This window comes from Borreliella carolinensis, assembly GCF_032595855.2.
GTDB classification, from domain to species: Bacteria; Spirochaetota; Spirochaetia; order Borreliales; family Borreliaceae; genus Borreliella; species Borreliella carolinensis.
Window position 1 is genome coordinate 834051 of the sequence record NZ_CP132453.1, and the last position, 22859, is coordinate 856909.

Here is a 22859-nt window from a genome sequence, read left to right on the forward strand (position 1 = left end):
TAAGAGGTTAAGATGGGTTCAATTAGAGGTTTGTTTTTTGTAAGTTTTTTAATATTTTTTGTTGTTTTTAGTTTTGGTCAAGTTGAAAATTATAAAGGGAAAATAATAAAGGGTATTAATTTTGAAGGACTTAAGAATAAGGGGGAGAGAGATTTTATTGATATTTTAAAACCTTACATTGGCATGGCATATTCTAATGAAATTTTTGATAAATTGCAAGTTGATCTTTATTCCCTTGATTATTTTTCTGGGCTTATTAAGCCTCTGTTTAAAATAGACGGCGAGGACCTTTTTATCACGTTTATTGTAAAAGAAAAATCTTTAGTTAATTCTGTTGTTTTTTTTGATAGCAGTAGAGTTTTTTGGAATAGTGAACTTATTGAGAAGGTAAATATTAAGACCAATGAGCCTTTAAATCTTGCAAGTGTTAATAAAGGCATTGACAAACTTGAAGAGATGTATAAAAACATGGGTTATCTTGATGTTTCTGCAAATTTTGAAATCAAAGAAGAAGGAAATTTAGTTGATATTATTTTTAATATATTAGCTGGACCTAAATATGTTGTTAAAGGGATTGACTTTGAAGGAAATTTAAGCTTTAAAAGCAGTATTTTGAGAAAATCTTTAGCATCAAGAGTAGTATCTCTTTTTTCAGATGGTAAATATTTAAAAAGTAATGTTGATAAGGACAAGCGTCAATTAGAGTCTTTTTATAAAAATAATGGATATATTGATGTTAAGATTATCAATAATACTGTTGATGTTAAAGATTCTCTTAAAGATTCTAAAAGATTGGAAAAGGAAGTTTTTTTGAAATATTTTCTTTCAGAAGGCAATGTTTTTAAATTTGGAAAACTTGAAATTTCTGGTAATTCAGTTTTTAGTCTAGAAGAATTAAAAAGTTTTATCACCTTTAGCGAAGGTGATATTTTTAATGATTCTAAATTTGAGCAAGATTTTACCAAAATTAAAGAGAGTTATTTTAAGGAAGGGTATATTTTTACAGAAATTATTCCTTCACAAAAGATAAGAGGGGAATTTGTTGATTTATTAATTAAAATTTCAGAAAAGGATAAGGCTCATATTGAGTCTATTACTGTTTCTAAAAATAAAAATACAGCTTCGCATGTAATATTTAGAGAGATTCCTCTTCAAGAGGGAGATGTTTTTAGTTTGGACAAGTTTAAGATGGGTATGGCAAATTTACAGCAGCTTGGTTATTTTTCAAATGTAATTCCAGATATTGTTCCGAGCAATACAGAAGGGCTTATGAAAATAAATTTAAACATTGAGGAGCGAGCAACAAGTAATTTTGGATTTGGTATGAATTTTGGAGGCAATGCAAATTCTTCGTTTCCGTTTTCAGTATTTGGGCAATGGGAGCTTTCTAATTTTTTAGGCGAAGGCTATTATTTTGCCGCAAGACTAAATTTGTCTTTTTTAGAGCAAAGCCTTAGTTTGACATTTAGAGATAATTGGTTTTTACAGAAAAGATGGACTGTGGGTGGATTTATAGATTTTTCACATTCTGTTAATACTGCTTATCAGGATATTAATGGGCCTATTTTTTCTGGCAAAAGGGAAGTTCCCGACCCATTTACAAGCTGGGAAGAATATCGAGATGCTAAAAGCTTTTCTGATTTTAATGCCATGAATTATTCTTTACTTAAGCTTAGTTTTGGAACGTTTACAGGGTATACTTTTTCTAATTATCTTGGCAAGCAAACCCTTCTTGGCACTTTGCAAACCGCTTTAAAATATGTTTTTTATGACAATGAGGTTAATAGGCCTTCAAATTATTATTTAAGAGATAATTATAAAACTTTTAAATTTGAAAATTCTCTCAGTTTAAGCGCAGCTTGGGATACAAGAAATTCTACCTCTTTATCTAATAATGGATTTTTACTTAAGCAGCAGTTTGATTTTTTTGGTGGATTTTTATTTGGTCAGAGCCATTTTGTTAAATCTTCTACAACCTTTGAGAGATATTTTTCTCTTTTAGGATATGAGGATGTATTTACCCCTTATTTTGATATTATTTTGACCTTAAGGAGTGTCTATTCAAATATATTGCCTCCTCTTGGCAATGGTTTTGAAATTGAAATTCAGCCCCATCACCACATAATTCTTAGTGAAAATTTTATGCAGGCTAGAGGTTGGGGGATTTTGAAAAATATTTATAGTTCTTTTGTGAATACCGTGCAAATATCTATTCCTTTGTTAAAAAATATTTTAGTTTGGGATGCTTTTTTTATAGATTTTGCTTCCTATTCATTAGAAGGGCAAGAAAATTCTTTGTTTAGACCTTTTAGTAGTTTTGCTTTTAGCTGGGGAACTGGGATTAGAAGTCTTTTGCCTCAATTGCCGCTGTCTTTTGTAATAGCTTATCCTTTTTATTTTGACAATGATAAAGCTAACAGTTATTACAAATATTATTCTGGATTTAAATTTTTCTTAGGAATTGAAATGAGATATTAATTATACTATGAAGAAATTTGTGTTTTTTTTGATTTTATCATTGTTTTTTTTATTATCTTTTAATGTTTTTTCGATAGATGTTATTAAAATAGGAATTGTTGATTTTGATAGAATCGTGATTGAGGTTTTAAATCCCCAATTAAAAGCTAATCTTGATCAAATAAAAAATCGGTATCAAGAACAAATCAATACGTTAAATTTAGAGCTTAAGAATTTAAAACAAATGTATGATAAATCGATTGCTGATAATGATTTAGATAATGCAAGATCTTTTGGGAACCAATATAATTTGAAAGTTGATGAGCTAAAGAGACTGTCTAGTTTAGCAAAGAATAACTTAGAGCAGCAGAGATTGGCCAATATTAATAGTTTAAACAATAATAGTGAATCTTTAAGCAAAATACTTCGTGGTATTCAATATGTTGCAGAGATTAATGGGTTTTCTTTGATTATGAAAAAAAATAATCCATATATCCTTTACCACAATAGCACTGTTGATATAACAAATGATGTTGTTAAGCATCTTTTGGAAAAGGACAATAAAAATCCTTAAAGACTTTTCTTTTCAGGGCATTACTTTCTTTTTTAATCTATATAACGTTTAGTTGCATAAAACATTGCTTTTAGAGTTTTTTTATCATTTTATATTCTTTCTTTTTAATTGAATTATATTTATTTTATAATATCAATTGTAACTCAATTTATTTAGGAAGCATATGGAAAAAAATGTTACCCCAATGATGAGGCAGTATTTAGATATCAAAAAAAAATATAAGGATGCCATTCTTTTTTTCAGAGTAGGAAGTTTTTATGAAATGTTTTTTGATGATGCAATTGAGGCAAGTAAGCTTCTTAATTTAACATTGACAAAAAGAGAAAATGTTCCAATGTGTGGTGTGCCTTATCATACTAGTAAGGAATATATAAGAAAATTAATTTTATTTGATAAAAAGGTTGCAATTTGTGAGCAAGCGTCTAATTCTACTTCTGGAGGGCCTTTAGAAAGAGAAGTTGTTGAGGTAATAACCCCGGGTGTTATTATTGATGAAGATTTTTTAAATGATGATGTTAATAATTATTTAGTTGCTATTAGTGATTATAAAAATTATTATTCGTTTTCTTATATAGATTTATCTACTTCTAGTCTTGGAATAATGTTTTACGAGAATAGTTTTTTTGAAAAACTTAAAAGGGATCTTGAGAAATACTCTCCTAAAGAGATAATAGTTTCTGAAAATTTTTATTATGAATACTCAGATAAGCTTAATCTTAATCGGTTTTTAATTAATAAGGTTCCTGCTTGGCATCTTGATAAAGATATTGCAATAAAAACAATAAAGGAGCATTTTAACATACTTGGATTGAGCTCTCTTGGATTTGATGAAGAAAAGCCCTATTACATTTCAATTTTTCTCATTATAAATCATATAAAAAATAATTTAAAAAATTTATTAAGCAATATTGATAAAATAGATATTAATAATGATTCTTCGTACATGTTTCTTGATGATGTAACTCAGGTTAATCTTGAACTTGTGAAAAATAATAATGATTTTTCTTCTCAATATTCATTATATTCTGTGTTAAATGATTGCAAAACTGCAATGGGAAAGAGACTTTTGCGAGAATTTATTTTAAATCCAATTTTAAATATTTCTGAGATTAATACCAGACTAGATCATGTTGAATTTTTTTGCAAAAATATTGGCTTAACTATGACTTTAAGAGAAACTTTTATTGATATATGGGATATTGAGAGAATAATATCTAGGATTCAAATGAAAAGATATCTTAAAAAAGATTTTTTATTTATTGAAAAAGCCCTTTCTGTATTTTTTAGGGTAAAAAAGTTATTCAATAAGTATAATTTTGATTATTGGAATTTTAATAAGTTTGAAGAAGATAGTATTTCTAAAGTTTGTTTTTTAATACATAGTGCAATTTCAAACTTGCCCGATGAGCTTATTAAAAGAGGTTATGATTTAAAACTTGATAGTTTAAAAGATTTAAAAATTAATGCAAATAAATATATTGATAAATATCTTGAATCAGAGAGATTGCTTAGCAAGATCAATAACCTAAAGATTAGAAAAACTAATAATAGGGGATTATTTTTTGAAGTTACAAAGAGTAATTATGCTCAAGTGCCACCGCATTTTATGGAAAGTCAAACTTTAAATTCCTCAAAAAGATATAAAACAGAAAAACTTATTTCTCTTGAAGTGGATATTAATAACGCTGAAGACAATGTAGTTGCTTTTGAGCAGGAAATTTTTGATGAAATAGCATCAAATGTTGTTAAGCATAATAAAGTTCTTAAAAAGGTTGCAGAATTTTTTGCATATATTGATTTAGTTGTTAACTTTGGTTATTTGGCAAAAAAAAATGAGTATAAAAGGCCTGTATTGACGCCTGATAAGGAAATTTTTCTTGACAAGTCTAGACATCCTGTTGTTGAGCATTATGTTAAAAACACCGAAATTTTTACTGAAAATTTTGTAAGGATTGATAAAGAAAGGTATTTTTGTTTAATTACTGGACCCAATATGGCGGGTAAATCAACTTATTTGCGCCAGGTGGCTTTAATTACTTTAATGGCTCATATAGGTTCTTTTGTTCCAGCTGCTAAAGCTGTAATAGGCATTACAGATAAAATTTTTTGCAGAATTGGAGCAAGTGACAACATTGCCAAAGGAGAATCCACTTTTTTGGTTGAAATGAATGAAACAGCTAATATTTTAAGAAATGCAACAGAAAAGAGCTTGATAATTATGGATGAGGTTGGAAGAGGTACTAGTACGAATGATGGGCTTGCTATTGCTTATTCTATTATAGAGCATATTTTAGAGTATATTAAAGCTAGAAGTTTGTTTGCTACACATTTTCATGAATTGTCGTCTATTAAGCATAAAGCTTTTATTAATCTTTCAATGAAAATTGAAAAGCAAGGCAGCGATCTTGTTTTCTTAAGAGAAGTTGAAGAAAAACCGTCTCTTAATTCTTATGGGATTTATGTTGCTCGCATAGCAGGGCTTCCTTTAAGGGTAATCGATAGGGCTAATGTTATTTTAGAAAGTTTACTTGACAGAAAGGGCAATTCTTTTTTGGAGCTTCTTCCCATTGTTTCTTCTGATAGTAATGATGGAGGAAAAGATTTGAAAAATGACACTAATGTTCATATTAAATTAAATGAGTATTTGGAGTTAAAAAATTTTATTTCTAACATAGATATTAATAATATTACCCCTTTTCAATCAATTGAGCTGTTAAATCAAATTATTTTAAAGGTTGTTTCTCAATCCATCTAGTATGAGCTATTTAAATGTTCTAAAGAGTATATTTTTGCCTTTTTGTGTTTTTTGTGGGAAAAGGTATGTATCTTCTAATGCTCTTTGTGACCAATGTAAGTCACTTTTTAATTTTGAAATTAAATTTAGTGAAAATCTGATGTATTTTTTTGAATATAAAGAGCATTACAGACTTTTAATTTTGTCTTACAAGAGAGATGCTCAAAAGTCAATTGGTGGATTTTTAGCAAGTGGAATTGCTGAATGTTTAAATAATATTGATTTTGATCAAATAGTAACTGTTCCTTGTAGTTTTAAAAGAAAATTATTTTATGGTTTTGATCATATGGAATACATTGGTATTTTGTTAAACCGTTTTGGATTTAATTATATAAATGTTTTTTCAAGAAAGTATGGAAAAAGTCAGAAGTTAATGAAAGGGAATCTTAGATTTAGAAATCTTGAAAATAAAATTAAATTAAGATCAAAATATAAAAATTTTCAATTTAAAAAGATTGTTTTGCTTGATGACGTTGTTACCACGGGATCATCTATGTGTATTTGTGAAGACCTTATTATGCAGTTGGGAGCTTATAAAGTTATAAGGCTTTCGTTGGCCAAATCTTATAATTTGGTTTAATGTTGACATTATTCTTGCTAAGTGCTAATCTTGACTTAAGGTTTAGTTTATGTATTTAATAAGGTTCTTTTATAAGAACCTTATTATTTTTAGGGATACAGTTGATTAAATGTTTTGACAAAAATAATGAAGTTTTTAATTTGATAAAAGATTTAACAAAGCGGTTAAATGTTGAGATATTAGAAATTAATATCTTTAGAAATAAAAATAATGGAAAAATTCAAATAGTTCTTTATAGTAAAAATTTTTCCTTAGATATTGATTTGCTGACTGATTTGCATAAGATAATTTTATTAATTTTAGAAGCAAATCTTAAATATAGTTTTACTTTAGAGCTTTCTACTCCAGGAATAGATAGAAAAATAAAAAGTGACAGAGAGTTTAAAATTTTTGAAGGCAAAAAGATTAAGTTAATGCTAGATAATGAATTTGAAGAGGGCTTTATATTAGAGTCAAAGCCAAAAAGTTTTATTTTTAAAACAGATAGCAAAGAAATAAATGTTTTTTATAGTGATGTTAAGAAGGCCAGATTAGTTTAAGGAGGAAGTTTGGATGATAAAGGGCACGGGGCACATGATTGTAAATATTGCAAACGATCGCAGCATGAGTATAGATTCTATTAGAAAAACAATTAAAGAATCAGTATTAATAGCTTATAAGAAGTATTTTGGGAGCAATGAGAATGCTTTTATTAAGTTTGATGATGATACGGGAGATTTGGCTGTTTATGCAAAAAAGAAAATTGTAAAAGAGGTAAAAGATTCTTTACTTGAAATATTGGAAAAAGATGTCTCAAAGGAAAATATTGTAGAAGGTGGTTATGCTTACATTGAAATTAATCCTAAAGTTTTTGATAGACTTTCTATTCAGGTTGCAAAACAAAGAACCAAAAATGACTTGCAAGGAATTGAGGATAATGAAATTTTATCAGAATTTAAAAGCAAGTTAAATAAAGTTGTTATTGGATACGTTCAACAAAATAGAAATGGTGATCTTTATGTTAATCTTGGCAATACTGACGGTATAATTCCTAAGAAGTATCAGTCGCCAAGAGAAGTTTACAATATTAATGATAAGATTAGAGTTTTAGTTTATAATGTCAAAAAGGGTAAAAATGGCATTGAAGTTATTCTTTCTAGAACCCATCCAAAGTTTATTGAAGAGCTTTTAGCGCTTGAAATTCCAGAAATTGAAGAAGGTATTATTAAAATTCATAAAATAGTTCGCGATCCGGGTTACAGAATCAAAGTTGCTGTTTATTCTGAAAAAGAAGAGATTGATCCTGTTGGTCCTTGTATAGGACAAAAAGGAGTCAGAATTCAATCTATAATTAAGGAGCTTGAAGGAGAAAAAATCGATATTATACCTTATAGTAAAGATATTAAAGAATTTATAAAAGATTCTTTGACTCCTTCAAAAATTGAGCATGTTTATATTCTTGACGAAGATTTACATAAAGCCTTAGTGGTTGTTAGCGATGATCAGCTTTCTCTTGCTATAGGCAAAATGGGTCAAAATGTTAGGCTTGCTAATAGGCTTCTTGACTGGGCTATTGATGTTAAAACTAGCAGTCAATTTGCAGAAATGAAAGCTAATTCAGAATTTAAGCAAGAAACGCTCGAAATGTTTGATAAAGTTATGCAGGATGTTGTTGAAGAGGAACAATTTGAAGAGATCAGCAAAATAAGTGATCTTAAATTACTAGATTCTTCTGTGATTTCTAATTTATCAAAAGAGGGGCTTGATGATATTAACAATTTTTTACAAGCAGATGAGGGAGTGCTTTTTAATCTTGGCGTAAGTTATGAAAAACAAGAAGAAATTAACAAAATATTAAAAGAAGGAATGATAATAATTGCTAATGACAATGATGAGTCTATAGAAAAGATAGAAGAAGATGAAGAGCTTCTTTGCCCTGAATGCGGTGTTGTTATTAATGAAAATATGACCTCCTGTCCGGGTTGTAAAATAGGGCTTAGTTTTGAGTTTGAGGAGGAGTAAATTTGTCGAAAAGTATTGATGATATTAAAAATGAAGATGGCAAAAAAATCAAGATTGTTAAGTTAAAAAAGAAGGTAGTAAAAATTGTAACGCATAATGATTTAAGTGGTAAAAGTAATTCAAATAACTCTGTTGATTTTCATAAGCACAACAGCAAAGCTGAATATTCGCAAAATAGAGACAATAGAACTGGAGGATATTCGCAAAACAGAGACAACAGAACTGGAGGATATTCGCAAAACAGAGACAACAGAACTGGAGGATATTCGCAAAACAGAGACAACAGAACTGGAGGATATTCGCAAAACAGAGACAACAGAACTGGAGGATATTCGCAAAACAGAGACAACAGAACTGGAGGATATTTGCAAAACAGAGACAACAGAACTGGAGGATATTCTCAAAATAGAGACAACAGAACTGGAGGATATTTGCAAAACAGAGACAACAGAACTGGAGGATATTCGCAAAACAGAGACAACAGAACTGGAGGATATTCGCAAAACAGAGACAACAGGACTGGAGGATATTCGCAAAACAGAGACAACAGGACTGGTGGATATTCTCAAAACAGAGATAGTTTAGCATCTCAATCTCAAGGTTCGGCAAAGAAAACATCTGTTGCCAAAAATAATTTTCAAAATAAATATACTACTTCTGTGTCTTTTAGAAGAGTTATAAAAACCAAAGTTCCTATTATTGTTAGCAGCACACCTTCATCAGATTCTGAAAATAGTAAAGAATTAAATCGTAAGCTTGGCGAGAAAAAAAAACAGCAACAAGAAAGTCAAAAAAGCTATAAGAGAAAAAAAGCAGAGACTGAGAGCAAGACAATTGAACAAAAAGTTTTTGAACAACTTCAAAAAAAGAAAAGAGAAAATTTAGCCAATCCTATTCCAAAATCAATTGACATTATGGGCAGTATTACTGTTTCTGATCTTGCAAGAAAGATGAATTTAAAATCTTCTGATTTGATTGCTAAATTAATGGCTTTGGGCGTAATGGCAACTATTAATGAAAAAATAGATTCTGATACAGCAACTATTTTAGTTGAAGAATATGGCTCAAAAGTTAATGTTGTTTCTATTTATGATGAAACGGTTATAGAAGAAGAGGTAGAAGATCAAAGCAAAAGAATTGAAAAGCCCCCTGTTATTACAATAATGGGTCATGTTGATCATGGCAAGACCAAACTGCTTTCTGTGCTTCAAAATATAGATATAAATCAAACGGAGTCCGGTGGTATTACTCAACATATTGGAGCTTATACTATTGTTTATAATGATCGGGAAATAACATTTTTAGATACTCCCGGTCATGAAGCTTTTACTATGATGCGAAGTCGTGGGGCTCAAGTTACAGATATTGTTGTTCTTGTTGTGTCAGCAATTGATGGTGTTATGCCTCAAACCATTGAGGCTATTAATCATGCAAAAGAGGCAAATGTTCCAATTATTGTTGCTATAAATAAGATTGATTTGCCAGATTCAAATCCCGACAAGATTAAACACCAGCTTTCAGAATACGGCTTAGTATCTGAGGATTGGGGGGGAGATACTATTTTTGTGTTGATTTCTGCTCTTAAAAAAATAGGAATTCCTGAACTTCTTGATATGATTCTTTTACAATCAGATATGATGTTATTAAAGGCAAACCCATCCAAAAGAGCTATTGGAAAAGTACTTGATGCCAAGATTGATTTGGGTCGCGGAATAGTTTGTTCTGTTATTATTGAGGATGGAACTCTTTATGTGGGAGATTCTTTTGTGGGTGGAGCGTGCTACGGTAAAGTTAAAGCATTAATTAACGACAAGGGTGTTTCTGTTAAGAGTGTTGGACCTGCTAAAGCTATTAGTGTTTTAGGATTTTCTTCAATGCCTCAAGCTGGGGATCCTTTTCAAGTAACTAAAACTGAAAAAGAAGCAAAATTGATCAGCTCCAAAAGACAAGATCTTAAAAAATATGAATCTTCCAAAAATGTAAAGAAAGTTACCATGTCAAATCTTTATGATTCAATCAAAGAAGGAACGCTTAAAGAGCTTAAAATAATTTTAAAAGCAGATGTTCAAGGTTCAGTCGAAGCCTTAAAAAATTCTCTTGAAAAATTGACAAACGATGAGGTTCGAGTAAGAGTTGTACATTCATCAGCAGGGGTAATAACCGAAACAGACATTAGTTTTGCTTCAGCAAGTGATGCTATTGTTATTGGATTTCATGTAAGGCCTACTGCAAAAGCTCAAGTACTAGCAGATCAGGAAAAAGTTGAAATTAGAAAGTACAATGTTATTTATGATGCTATAAATGATGTTAAGTCAGTTCTTGAGGGAATGCTTGACCCAGATGTTGAGCAACAGTTTATTGGTTTTGCTGAAGTGAGAGCTGTAATAAATGTTCCTAAAATTGGGGTAATAGCTGGTTGTTATGTTTCTAGAGGACTAATAAAGCGAGATGCGATTACTAATGTGATGAGAGATGGTTTACAGATTCATTCTGGAAAGATATCATCTTTAAAGCGATTTAAAGATGATGTTAAAGAAGTTGCTGAGCAATATGAGTGTGGTGTTATGATTGATAATTATGCTAATATTAAAGAAGGAGATATAATTGAAGCATTTGAGATAAAAAAGGTGAAAAAATCTTTTAAAGCTTAGTATTGTTTTATTTATATGTGTTTATGTATAAGAATATAAAAAAGTTTAAACTTGAAAGTTTTATTGCTCAAGAAATTGGCAATTTAATAGTAGGTGGGGGGATTAAAGATCCCAGAATTCATTCATTTTTAACCGTGATTAAAGTAGAATTTTCAAAAGATTTAATAAATGCTAAAGTGTTTGTGGGCTCTATTAAGGAAGGCGCTTCTTTAGACAATGCAGTTAAAGCTTTAAATAATGCTAAGGGATTTATTCAAGGACAAATTGTTAAGCGAATTAAAGTCAGAAGTACCCCTAAATTATTATTTGTTAAGGATGATTCTCTTTCTAAATCATTTTATGTTAATAAGTTAATTGAAGGATTAAATACCACAAGAGAGAATTAAATTTGGAAAATGGATTCCTTTTAATTAATAAAGAACAAGGTAAAACTTCTTTTGAAACTCTTTTTCCTGTAAAAAAATATTTTAATACAAATCGTGTTGGGCATGCTGGTACACTTGATAAATTTGCAAGTGGAATTTTGATTGGTCTTGTAGGAAAATATACAAAGCTTTCAAGTTATTTTACTTCTTTGGATAAAGAGTATTTAGCAGAATTTAGATTTGGATTAGAAACAGATACTCTTGATCCAAATGGAAGAATAGTTAGCAAAACAGATTATATTCCTAATTTAGAGGATATAGATTTGAAGCTTAAAGATTTTGTAGGAGAGATTTATCAAAGTCCCCCCAGATTTTCTTCTATTCATATTAATGGTAACAGGGCCTATAAACTTGCTTTGAATGGAAAGTTTTTTGAAATTAAAAAACGAAGAGTTACTGTTTATAATATTCAAAGATTAAATTATGATTTTAGTTCTTCTGTGCTTAGTTTAAAAATTAGCTGTTCAAAAGGTACTTATATTAGGAGTATTGCAAGAGATTTGGCTTATTCTCTAAATTCTTGCGCTTATGTTAGCAATTTAAAAAGAATCAAAGTAGGTATGTTTAGGTTAAAAGATTCCACATTGTGTGAAAATTTGAGCAAAGCCTCCTTAATTAGTCTAGAATCTTTAAAAAGTTTTGAAAAAGTTTACATTGATTCTGATAAGATAAATCTTGTTAAAAATGGTGTTTATGTTGAAATTAAAATCAATATTAATGAATTTAAGATTTTAAAATCCAGAGAAGAAAAAATATTAGCAGTAATTCAAGGAGTTGGTTTGAATAAATATAAATATGTTATTATGTTTTAATTTTATATTTGTTTTTTTAAACAATTTAATAATTTGTTATTAAAAATGACTCGAAAAGGATAAATTGCTTTTGTTATTTTTAGGAAAAAATATTATAATCTATCATAGTAAGTTTAAATTATAGCAATAGGTTTGTTAGAGCTTCGCTATAATGGTATAGGAGTTGCTTTATGATAGATAAAAAGCAAAAGCAAAAAATAGTTTCTGAATTTGGAAAAAATGAAAGCGATACTGGTTCTGTTGGGGTTCAGATCGCACTTATTACAGGTAGAATAAAGTATTTAACTGAACATTTAAAGACAAATAAAAAAGATCACAGTTCAAAAAGAGGCTTGTTAAAGTTGGTAGGGCAAAGGCGAAGTTTATTGCGGTATTACCAGAAAAAAGATTTGGAAGCCTATAGGATGTTGATATCTAAACTTGGTCTTAGAAAATAAAAAGAGGTTGAATTTTGAGGAAAATATTAAAGTTGAAAATAGGCAGAGACGAGTTAGTGTTTGAGACTGGATTTATGGCTAAGCAGGCTAATGGGTCGGTTCTTGCAACTTATGGGGGATCTTCGGTTCTTGCAACTGTTTGTTGTTCAAGCGGTGTAAGAGAGGATTTGGATTTTGTCCCACTTTCTGTTGAATATAATGAGAAATATTATGCAGCTGGTAAAATTCCAGGAGGATTTATTAAAAGAGAGGGAAAGCCAAAGGATAAAGAAATACTTGTTTCCAGGCTAATAGATAGGCCAATGAGACCTCTTTTTGATAAAAGATTTGGTCGAGAAATTCAAGTAATTCCTACGACTTTAGCTACAGATCAGCTCAATCCTCCGGATATTGTTGGAATGAATGCTGCTTTTACCGCAGTTTTTTTGTCAGATATTCCTTTTAACGGTCCAATTGCAGCTGTTAGAATGGTTTATTTGAATGGTAAGTTTATAGTAAATCCTTCGTTTGAAGAGATTCATGATTCTGATCTTGATATTGTTGTTGCTGGAAGTTTAAATGGAATTACTATGGTAGAAGGTGGTGCTAATGAGGTTAGTGAGGATATTTTGCTTTCAGCAATAGACAATGCGCATGAATATATTAAGCAAATTTGCAATGCTCAAAAAGAATTTTTAGATATTGTAGGGGAAAAGGAAAAACTTCCTTTAGCTTTTGAAGAAAAAATATTTGAATTTAAAGAGGAGCTTAGGGATTTTGTTTATGCAGAGCTTAAAGAAGCTTGTTTTGTCAAGGGAAAGCTTAATAGAGATAAAGCTATAACTTTACTGCGAAATAAATCTTATGAACATTTTTCTTCTCTTGAAAAATTGACCGATAGTAATGAGTCTCTTTTTAATAAAGCTTTTGATGATTTTGAGAAGGAGATTGTTAGAAATTCTATTCTTAATGATAATATTAGAACAGACGGCAGAACGCCTAATGAGATAAGAGATATTATTTCAGAAGTTGATATTTTAAGCAGAACTCATGGATCTGCACTTTTTACAAGAGGAGAGACGCAAGCTTTAGCAGTAACTACTCTTGGTACAAGCATTGATGAACAAATAATGGATGACATTGATGGCGATAAGCGCCTTAATTTTATGCTCCATTATAATTTTCCACCATTTTCAGTTGGTGAGACTGGTAGACTTATGACTGGCAGGCGCGAGATTGGCCATGGTCATTTGGCTCAAAGAGCTTTAGAATCAATGGTTCCTGGGAAAAATGATTTTCCTTATACTATTAGGGTAGTTTCTGAGATTTTAGAGTCTAACGGGTCTTCTTCAATGGCTACTGTTTGTGCTGGGAGCATGTCTTTGATGTCAGCGGGGGTTCCTGTTAAAGGGCAAGTTGCAGGAATAGCTATGGGGCTTATTAGCGAAGGTGATAAATATGTGGTTTTAAGTGATATTCTTGGAGAAGAAGATCATTTAGGCGATATGGACTTTAAAGTAGCTGGTACTAAAAATGGAATTACTGGATTTCAAATGGATATTAAGATTGAAAATGTTACTAAAGATTTGATGAGAGATGCTCTTGAGCAGGCAAGAGTAGGTAGAATACATATATTATCTATTATGAATAATGTAATTTCTAATTCAAGAGTTGGTATATCTAAGTATGCTCCCAAAATTGTTCAACTTCAAATTGACATTGACAAGATATCTCTTGTTATAGGATCTACTGGAAAAACCGTTAAGGCTATAACAGATGAATTTGAAGTTAAGGTTCAAATTGAGCAGAATGGAAAAATCATTCTTTTCGGAGATGATGATTTTAAGATGCAAAAGGCTAAAGAAAGAATAGAGAGTATTGTAAGAGAGCCAAAGGTAGGCGAAATTTATGAAGGAACTGTTAAAAAGATTAATAGTTTTGGGGCTTTTGTTGAACTTACCCCTTCAAAGGAAGGATTTTTAAGTACTCGTTTGAAACCTAGAGACAGTAAGTATGGTTCTGGAAGATTTGGAAATAGTAATAATAGATATTCTAGATTTGGTGGCGGCCCAGATAATATAAGGGGTAATGTAGGGTTAGTTCGACCTCCAAAATTAGAAGAAGGTCAGCGAATTAAAGTTAGAATAATTGATATAGACAAATTTGGAAAAATTGATCTTGAAATTGTTAGAGATAAAGATTATTAAAATAATATGAAATTTGTTTTGAATAATTTATTTAAAGGTTATTTTTTTTGTTTTGTCTTGTTTTTTTCTTGCCTTACTACTACAAATAGATCTATTCAAGACTCCCATGTTGTTGATATTTTAGAGAAAAAAAAAGAAGCAGTCATTATTGATAATAATGTTGTTCTTGAGAGTGAATTTAAAAGAGACTATTTGATAGGATTAAAAGATAATGAATCTTTTTTCCTTAGCGATGCTTTTTTAAAAGAAAACAATTTTTATTTTAAAAAAGCCAGAGAAAGTTATGCTAAAAAAAATATTGGCTTGACAAACTATTATTTAAATAAAATAGTAACTAATGAGAATCAACACGACAGAGAATTGCTAGCCAAGGCAAATTTGTTTTTTGGATATGTGAATTATGAGAATGGTTTTTATGATCTTTCTGAATATAATTTTGACATATTTTTAAAAGACTATAAATATTCTCATGCTAGTTTAAGATCAGCTGAATTAAAATATCTTGCTAAAGAAAAATCAGATGCAATTTCTGCATTTAAAGAAATTAATCAATTTTCTATATCGGGTTATGATAAAGAAATTTATACTTTTTTAAGTAATAAACTTGGAGTAAGTCATTTAAACTTAGAGTCTTTGGGATTTCTTGACAATAGCGTTTTTGATACATTTGTCTTTAATGATAATATATTTGTAACTAATATATTGGGGGGGCTTTTAAGATATAATATTAAAAAAAATGATTGTAGGGTCTATCTTAAGGATAAAAAAAGCATTTTTTTAAATGGCATTAGGGGTTTTGCAGATTATAATGGAACAATTTATATTGGTGGTAAAAATGTTGTTTATTATATAGATGATGTTGATGGAGATTTAAAGCAAATAAATGTTCCCACCAATGCTGATTTTAGCAATGTACAAGTTTTACTTGGTGTTAAAAATGGAATATTTGTTGGAACTTTAAATTCTGGATTATGGTTTTATGATTTAAAAAATTGGAAAAATATACCGCTTGGATCTAATAAAATTTCTTCACTTTGCTTTGATAGTTTGAAAAATTTACTATTGGTTGGAACAGTTGATAAGGCTATTTATAGTATTAATGTTGATAATTTGAAAAATATCAAACATTTGGATTTTTTTACTAAGAATGATAATGAAAAAAATATTAATTTTATAAAAGAGTATAAAGATAGTTATTTTGTTGGAACATATGGCGGGGGTCTTTTTGAATTAAATTTAAATAAAAATAGCTATAAAAAGCACGTTATTGCTAATAATATCGATGTTAATTATTTTATGGATATGGAGATTAAAGGCAAAAAGTTATTGTTTGCAACCTTTGATCATGGGTTATTGATTTATGATTCTGAAAATGACAATTGGGATTATTTTGGACCCAATAATGGACTTCTTAATTTGAATTTAATAAAAGTTTCTAGATTTGAAAATTATGTCATATTGGGTACTCTTAATAACGGTTTGGTTTTTGTAGATGAAAATATTAAAAAACAGTTATGAGTCTTACATAATTACTGAATTTTTTAAATATTTTTTAATTACGTTTTTATTTTTCTTTTTTGTATTTTTTATAAATCAAATTTTATTCTTTATGAGAATACTTCTTCAAAATTATGTTCCCTTTTTTAAGGCTTTTATTTTTATTATATATTCTCTTCCTATGGTGATTGCACTTTCTCCCCCTTTTGCTTCTTTGATTTCAGTAATTCTTACTATTCATAAATTCAAGCTTCACAATGAAATTTTAGCTTTTCGTTCAATTGGCATATCAATTTTTGATTTACTTGTCCCATTTTTTAAATTGGGAATAGTTATTGCTTTTATATCTTTTATATCTAATGATATTTTGCTTCCACTTGGATCTATTGGTAGGTTAAAAATTTTTAATGAAATAAAAGAAGAAGTTCCCCATTTGGTATTAAAGCCCTATTCAAGCAAACAGTATGGAGATTTGATTTTTGTTTCTGGTGAGAAATCGGAAAATGGTTATAAAAATGTAACTTTTTTTGATAACACCGGACTTAAGGGTTTTGATAGAATATTTATGGCAAAAAATCTTGATATTAAAAAAGAAAATTTTCAAGTGTATTTTATTTTAAATGATGTTTTATCTATTGCTTTAACAGACAGCGAGAGTGGATTTTATGATTATTTTTATGCAGATAAGATGAAATATTCAATCGATCAGGTTACATTTAGTGATAGTTTTTTATTAAATTATGTAACTCCTTCTCAAATGAGCATGAGGGATGTTATAAAATTAATTAAAAAACAAAATAATTTAATTACAGATTCAAATATAAAAAATAATCTAGAAGGAGATTTTTTGAGTTTAAATTTTTCAAATCTTTATTTAAATTATTTATACAATCAAAATTATTATGTTGATGAATCTTATGTTTTTGAAAATTTAAACTATATGTATAACTTAAATTTAAATTTTAAACCTTATCAAGATAAAAGCATGAAGCAAAATTTGGCTCTTTTTAATCTTGAATTTTTTCAAAAAATTAGTTTACCGCTTTCGGTTTTATTTTTCATTTTTTTGGCTTTTTCAATGGGAATGTATTCTAATAGAAAGTATTCTATTATTCTTGATCTTGTAATTTCAATTCTTGTTTGTGTTTTTTATTGGGTAATGTTTATTGGTGGAAAAGTTTATACTGTGCAATATGCGCCAAATCCCCTTGTTGTTACTATTTTGCCCAATTTAATTTTAGTTGTTGCAGGAGCAATTCTCTTTTTGAGATTGTTAAAAAAATGAAAATAGATAAGCTTTTTGTAAAAAGCATCATTCTTACTTTTTTATCCATGAACTTACTTTTCATGATTTTGATTATTCTTGGTGATTTATTTGTCAATCTTCTTAATTATCTTGAAAAGAATATTGGCTTTAAGGATATTCTTTATATTTATTATTTATATTTGCCAAAGGCGTTCTCAGATGGAGTGGCTTTATCTTTTCTTTTTGCTATTTCTAATCTTATTGGCAATCTTTCTATGAGAAATGAAATAATAGGTCTTTTTAGTTGTGGAGTTTCACTTGCTAGGATATTAAGACCAATCATTTTAATTAGTATATTTATTTCAGTTGTTCTTTTCTTTTTTGATAATTATTTGGTAATAGATACTGTAGCAAGAAGAGATATTCTTATTAAGAATAGCATTGGTAATAGTGGATCTGGCGATAAAACTATAATAATAAGAGATCTTGCTAGAGAAATTTATAATATTAAATCTTATGATATTGACGAGAATACTTTTGCTAACTTGATGATTATAATTAAAGACAGTCAAGATGAGTTTCAAACAAGGTACGATATAAATAAAGCTGAATGGAAAGATAATAAATGGAGGCTTTATGGTATTAGAGAGTTTGTTAAGGTTGGTAGAAAAATCAAGGAGAATGCCTACGATGTTCTTGATGGGACAGGGATTATTAAACTGGCGCCCGATTACATAAGAACCGTGATGCTTTCATCAAAGGCATTAAATTTTACTAAACTTATTAATTGGATAAGTTTTCTCAAAGTCGAACGTTTAAATTATTCTGATGCATTGTTTGATTTGTTAAATAGGGTATTCTTTTCATTTAGATTAATTCTTCTTAGCTTTACTGTTGGGTTTATTGCCCTTGCTCTTAAAAAAAATATTTTTATACTCAGTTTATTAAATAGCATTGCTTTTGCTGTTGTTTATGTTATTTCTATTGTAATTTTTAATTTTTTAGCGGATCTTGGTTATTTACATATATATATAGCAAGTTCTTTTACAACTATATTTTTTTTGATTATCAATTTTTTTGTTTATAGGATTGTTAGAAAATAATATATATAATAATTATTTGGGATATTTATATGTTTAGTGTAATCAAGAACGACAAACATTCTAATGCAAGGGTTGGATTTCTCAATCTTCCTCATGGCAGAGTAGATACTCCTTGTTTTATGCCGGTTGGTACTTTGGGGGCAATGAAAGGATTAAAACATACTATTCTTGAGAAGTTAGAATGCAATTTGATGCTTGCAAATACTTATCATTTATATTTAAGGCCAGGGATTAAAACCATTGAAAAATATGGCGGTCTTCATAATTTTACAACTTGGAATAAAAATTTTTTAACTGATTCGGGTGGATTTCAGGTATTTTCTCTTTCTGGTTTGAGAAAAATTGATCTAAAGGGTGTACATTTCAAATCTCATCTAGATGGATCTTATCATTATTTTACTCCTGAGGGAGTATTTGCTATGCAAGAGATTTTTGGCAGTGATATTATTATGCCGCTTGACATTTGCAGTTCTTACGGGATTGATTATAATGAAGCCAATTTATATGCAAATATTACAACCAATTGGGCCCGCAGCACATTCAAGTCTTATAAAAATAGAAAAGAGGGATATAACGGGCTTTTATTTTTAATAACTCAGGGAAATTTTTTTAAAGATTTAAGGAAAAGAAGCATTAATGATATATTAGAATTAGACAGTCCAGGTATTGCCATCGGAGGCATTTCTGTTGGAGAGCCAAGAGAGAAATATTTAGAAATTCTTGAATATAGTTCTTTGTTGATACCAAAAGAAAAACCAAGGTATGTAATGGGTATTGGCACTCCCCACTATATATTTGATGCAATATATTACGGCATTGATATTTTTGATTGTGTTAATCCTGCAAGAATTGCTAGGCATGGGTCTCTTTTAACAGATAATGGGGTGATGCGCATTGGTAGAAAGGAGTATAAGGATGATACTTCCCGGGTAGAGAAGGATTGTGGTTGTACTTTATGTACAAGATATTCAAGAGGATATTTAAGACATTTGATAAAATCTAAAGAACTTTTTGGAATAGTTTTGGCAAGTGAGCATAATATTCACTATATGTTTCGGTTGATTGCAAAGATCAGAACCGCAATTCTAAATGATAATTTTTTAAACTTTAGAACTGAATATTTAAAAAAATATGAAGAGAGAAATTTTGATGAATAAATATGTGGTTTCTACAATTTTGATCATGATTTCCACTTTTTTTTCAAGAATAATGGGTTTTGTAAAGATAAAAATTTTCTCTTATTATTTTGGTGCAAATCTTGATGCTGATATTTTTAACTATGTTTTCAATATCCCTAATAATTTGCGCAAAATTCTTTCAGAGGGAGCAATGACTTCAGCTTTTTTGCCTGAATTTACACATGAAAAAAACAAATCGCACGAAAAAGCCGCTATTTTTTTTAGAACAGTTATAACCTTTAACGTTATTTCCATTGGGCTTATTGTTTTAGTTATGATTATTTTTGCAAAGCATATTATGTATTTTATATCTTATTATAGGGGTGAGAACTTAATTTTTGCAAGTTCTGTATTTAGGTATTTGGTATTATATATCTTGCTAATAAGTCTATCATCAATTTTCGTATCTGTTCTAAATTCATATAAAATTTTTTTCATTCCTTCATTTTCGCCTATTATGCTTTCTTTGGGAATAATATTGAGTATATTCTTATTTTATAGTCGGTTTGGGATATATAGTGCTGTTATTGGCGTAATTTTTGGGGGGTTTTTACAATTTTTGATCCCGTTTGTAAATTGCCTTATGATTGGTTTTGCCTGGAAGCCATCATTTTATTTTAGAGAAAAAGTATTTTTAAATTTTTTAACCAGATGGTTTCGTATGATTTTTGGATTTTCCATTTCAATTGTTACTCAGCAGATCTCATTTGCATTGGCGTCTACTCTTGATATAGGAAGTGTTTCTATTCTTAGCAATGCTGTAGTTTACTATCAGCTTCCTGTGGGAATTTTTTATATTTCTATTGCAACAGTAATTTTTCCCAAAATGGCAGAGTATGCTGTTTCGGGGAATAATATAAAATTAAATGCTCTTTTGGTGGATGGAATTAAAATTTTATTATTAATTTTTATTCCAGTCTCTTTTTTAATGTTTATTTGGTCTGACCATATTTTAAATTTATTTCTTATGGGGGGCAAGTTTTCTATTTATGATACTCAAAAAACGGCGAGTGTTTTGAAATGTTTTCTTTTAGGCTTACTTTTTTATTCAATATTTAGTTTTTTTCAAAAATATTATTTTTCTGTTCGTGATGCAAAGACCCCATTCTATTTGAGTGTTTTATTTTCTATTCTTGATATTGCACTTTCTGTTTTTGGTATTAATTATTATGGTTTGAATGCTTTAGCATTAGCTCAATCTATTTCTTTTATGATTTGTGTAATTGTTTTTTATTTTATAATCTTAAAAAGAGGAGTCAAAATTGATTTAATTGAGATTTTATTTGTTCTTTTAAAGTCAATTATTACGCTTTTCCCTTTATATTTAGTTTATTTCTTTTTTGAAAAGTTTCAGTGGGATGTGGGATTTAGTTTTAGAAATTTTTATTTTTTAATTACAGCCGGAATTGTTAGTATTTTTATTTTGTTTATTTGTTATTCTGTTTTAGGAATAAATAAGCTTTTTAGGTTTATCAGGAGAGATACTTTATGAAATACTTTTATTTTTTATTTTTTTTACTTATTTTGAATGTGTATGCTCAAAATGTTAACCCCCCAGCTCTTCCTAGTCCCCCTTTGTTGCCCGAAATTACAGAAAATAAGCTTGTTGAGAGAGAAAATTCTTCTAAGGGCGAGAATTTCTCTAATATTGGTTTAGATGGTAAGTATATTAATGATACAATTCTTTATGGGCTTGATAGTCAAGTTACAAACATTATAAAAGCTCTTAAAAAATCAAGTGATAGTCAATATAATTTATCTCTTAAGAAAAGACTCGAGAAAACTTTTAATGCTGATATTAAAAAGGAAATACTTGAATTGTTTATTTCTCTTAAGTATTCAGGGGGCATTGATACAGCAAATTATATTCTTGAAAATTATGAGAGTAAGAGATATTCAAATGCTTTATTTGGCTTGGCAATTTCGTATCTTAAGGAGTTTGATGATAAAGAGAAATTAAAAAAAACTCTTATTGACATTCTTGAAAATAAAGAGGGTAATGTGGTATCTATTGCAGCTTATTATTTGGGAGAGCTTAATTCTCTTGAGTATTCTAAAAATATGATGGAAGTTTTTGAAAAATATTCTGGAAATGATGGCGCTAGAAGAGAAATACTTATTGCTCTTGGAAAAATGGTCGCTGTTGAGTATCAGGATAGAATTTATGAAATTTCGTTAGATAATTACGAGACTCCATCAATTAAGGCTGCTGCAATCGAGGCGTTGTCATATCTTGCTGTGGATAAAGTAACTACAAATGCTGATTTGTATCTTCAGAGTAATAACAATAATTTAAACGTTAAATTGGCTATTATTGTTTCTTTGTCTAAAGATCCTTCTTTAAAGTCCAAAGAGATTTTACAAGGATTTTTAAGAGATTCTGATGATAATATTAGATTTAAAGCTATTAATGCAATCAAAGGACATAAAGACTCTTCAGCAAAGAATATTTTGATTTATAAGCTTAAAAGCGACCCATCTCTTAAAGTTAGGGAGGCTTCTGCTAAGGCTTTAATTGATATGGATCTTGGGGATATTGATATGAAAAACATTATGTTTGATTTTAAGATTGACAATAATTTTAAAATTTCAATGTTTAGTTACCTTTTAGATAAGGATTCTCTAAAAGCATTGTCAATTGCTTTAGAAATTGTTAACAAAGAAAATGTTAACAAGCCTTCAAATGTTTTAAAAGGCATTGCTTCAATGCTGGCCGGTAAAAAGGGAAATTTTGATAATTTTTATTCTAAAATCATTGACAGTAAAAATGTTGATTTAAAGCATTTTGCATTAAAAGGGGCTGTTTATAACAAATCTTCATCGCTTTCTGATAAACTTAAGAAAATTAAAAGTGAAACAAACTCTCAATATATTAAAGTGCTTTTAAAAGATTATTAATTATTAATAATCCGCTAGCA

At 29.1% G+C, this 22859-nt stretch carries 17 protein-coding genes; all 17 read left to right on the forward strand.

Annotated features, from left to right (window positions below):
• The first annotated feature begins 12 nt into the window (after positions 1-12).
• The 17 genes from bamA to QIA46_RS04090 all read left to right on the forward strand — a co-directional run bounded on the left by bamA (position 13) and on the right by QIA46_RS04090 (position 22839).
• On the forward strand, positions 13-2478 hold the full coding sequence (gene bamA / locus QIA46_RS04010; protein ID WP_317268516.1) for an outer membrane protein assembly factor BamA: 2466 nt from the start codon (positions 13-15) through the stop codon (positions 2476-2478).
• 19 nt (positions 2479-2497) lie between these two features.
• A complete protein-coding gene (locus QIA46_RS04015; protein ID WP_317268572.1) occupies positions 2498-3031 on the forward strand; it encodes an OmpH family outer membrane protein in 534 nt (177 codons plus the stop codon).
• Between the two features lie 163 nt (positions 3032-3194).
• The gene (mutS, locus tag QIA46_RS04020) at positions 3195-5786 is read left to right on the forward strand and encodes a DNA mismatch repair protein MutS (protein WP_317268517.1); all 2592 of its coding nucleotides are present in this window, start codon (positions 3195-3197) and stop codon (positions 5784-5786) included.
• Between the two features lies 1 nt (position 5787).
• Positions 5788-6405 (forward strand): ComF family protein, encoded by a 618-nt coding sequence (locus QIA46_RS04025; protein ID WP_317268518.1) that lies wholly within the window; start codon positions 5788-5790, stop codon positions 6403-6405.
• 101 nt (positions 6406-6506) lie between these two features.
• Positions 6507-6944, forward strand: a complete 438-nt coding sequence (rimP, locus tag QIA46_RS04030) for a ribosome maturation factor RimP (RefSeq protein ID WP_317268519.1) — start codon at positions 6507-6509, stop codon at positions 6942-6944.
• 13 nt (positions 6945-6957) lie between these two features.
• A complete protein-coding gene (gene nusA / locus QIA46_RS04035) occupies positions 6958-8406 on the forward strand; it encodes a transcription termination factor NusA (RefSeq protein ID WP_317268520.1) in 1449 nt (482 codons plus the stop codon).
• A gap of 2 nt (positions 8407-8408) precedes the next feature.
• The gene (gene infB, locus QIA46_RS04040) at positions 8409-11057 is read left to right on the forward strand and encodes a translation initiation factor IF-2 (protein ID WP_317268521.1); all 2649 of its coding nucleotides are present in this window, start codon (positions 8409-8411) and stop codon (positions 11055-11057) included.
• 23 nt (positions 11058-11080) lie between these two features.
• On the forward strand, positions 11081-11443 hold the full coding sequence (gene rbfA / locus QIA46_RS04045) for a 30S ribosome-binding factor RbfA (protein ID WP_317260497.1): 363 nt from the start codon (positions 11081-11083) through the stop codon (positions 11441-11443).
• A 2-nt stretch (positions 11444-11445) separates the two neighbouring features.
• Positions 11446-12294, forward strand: coding sequence for a tRNA pseudouridine(55) synthase TruB (gene truB / locus QIA46_RS04050; RefSeq protein ID WP_317268522.1), 849 nt, complete (start codon positions 11446-11448; stop codon positions 12292-12294).
• A 170-nt stretch (positions 12295-12464) separates the two neighbouring features.
• Positions 12465-12731 carry a 30S ribosomal protein S15 gene (gene rpsO / locus QIA46_RS04055; protein ID WP_014024011.1) on the forward strand — a complete coding sequence of 89 codons (267 nt, stop codon included), beginning with the start codon at positions 12465-12467 and terminating at the stop codon, positions 12729-12731.
• Positions 12732-12745: 14 nt separating this feature from the next.
• On the forward strand, positions 12746-14917 hold the full coding sequence (gene pnp / locus QIA46_RS04060) for a polyribonucleotide nucleotidyltransferase (RefSeq protein ID WP_317268523.1): 2172 nt from the start codon (positions 12746-12748) through the stop codon (positions 14915-14917).
• Between the two features lie 6 nt (positions 14918-14923).
• Positions 14924-16435 (forward strand): ligand-binding sensor domain-containing protein, encoded by a 1512-nt coding sequence (locus tag QIA46_RS04065; RefSeq protein WP_317268524.1) that lies wholly within the window; start codon positions 14924-14926, stop codon positions 16433-16435.
• A complete protein-coding gene (locus QIA46_RS04070; RefSeq protein WP_317268525.1) occupies positions 16410-17699 on the forward strand; it encodes an LptF/LptG family permease in 1290 nt (429 codons plus the stop codon). The genes QIA46_RS04065 and QIA46_RS04070 overlap by 26 nt, the downstream gene beginning before the upstream one ends.
• The gene (locus QIA46_RS04075; protein ID WP_317268526.1) at positions 17696-18763 is read left to right on the forward strand and encodes an LptF/LptG family permease; all 1068 of its coding nucleotides are present in this window, start codon (positions 17696-17698) and stop codon (positions 18761-18763) included. The genes QIA46_RS04070 and QIA46_RS04075 overlap by 4 nt, the downstream gene beginning before the upstream one ends.
• Positions 18764-18792: 29 nt before the next feature.
• Entirely contained in the window at positions 18793-19920 is a 1128-nt protein-coding gene (gene tgt / locus QIA46_RS04080; RefSeq protein WP_317268527.1) for a tRNA guanosine(34) transglycosylase Tgt, read from the forward strand.
• A complete protein-coding gene (gene murJ / locus QIA46_RS04085; protein ID WP_317268528.1) occupies positions 19913-21433 on the forward strand; it encodes a murein biosynthesis integral membrane protein MurJ in 1521 nt (506 codons plus the stop codon). The genes tgt and murJ overlap by 8 nt, the downstream gene beginning before the upstream one ends.
• Positions 21430-22839 carry a HEAT repeat domain-containing protein gene (locus QIA46_RS04090; RefSeq protein ID WP_317268529.1) on the forward strand — a complete coding sequence of 470 codons (1410 nt, stop codon included), beginning with the start codon at positions 21430-21432 and terminating at the stop codon, positions 22837-22839. Before murJ ends, QIA46_RS04090 begins: the two co-directional genes overlap by 4 nt.
• Positions 22840-22859: the final 20 nt, after the last annotated feature.

Bases quoted from the DNA above. Each gene is read 5' to 3' on its own strand.
- bamA (WP_317268516.1), top strand. From the start codon at position 13: ATGGGTTCAATTAGAGGTTTGTTTTTTGTAAGTTTTTTAATATTTTTT.
- mutS (WP_317268517.1), top strand. From the start codon at position 3,195: ATGGAAAAAAATGTTACCCCAATGATGAGGCAGTATTTAGATATCAAA.
- QIA46_RS04025 (WP_317268518.1), top strand. From the start codon at position 5,788: ATGAGCTATTTAAATGTTCTAAAGAGTATATTTTTGCCTTTTTGTGTT.
- nusA (WP_317268520.1), top strand. From the start codon at position 6,958: ATGATAAAGGGCACGGGGCACATGATTGTAAATATTGCAAACGATCGC.
- rbfA (WP_317260497.1), top strand. From the start codon at position 11,081: ATGTATAAGAATATAAAAAAGTTTAAACTTGAAAGTTTTATTGCTCAA.
- rpsO (WP_014024011.1), top strand. From the start codon at position 12,465: ATGATAGATAAAAAGCAAAAGCAAAAAATAGTTTCTGAATTTGGAAAA.
- QIA46_RS04065 (WP_317268524.1), top strand. From the start codon at position 14,924: ATGAAATTTGTTTTGAATAATTTATTTAAAGGTTATTTTTTTTGTTTT.
- QIA46_RS04070 (WP_317268525.1), top strand. From the start codon at position 16,410: ATGAAAATATTAAAAAACAGTTATGAGTCTTACATAATTACTGAATTT.
- QIA46_RS04075 (WP_317268526.1), top strand. From the start codon at position 17,696: ATGAAAATAGATAAGCTTTTTGTAAAAAGCATCATTCTTACTTTTTTA.
- tgt (WP_317268527.1), top strand. From the start codon at position 18,793: ATGTTTAGTGTAATCAAGAACGACAAACATTCTAATGCAAGGGTTGGA.
- murJ (WP_317268528.1), top strand. From the start codon at position 19,913: ATGAATAAATATGTGGTTTCTACAATTTTGATCATGATTTCCACTTTT.
- QIA46_RS04090 (WP_317268529.1), top strand. From the start codon at position 21,430: ATGAAATACTTTTATTTTTTATTTTTTTTACTTATTTTGAATGTGTAT.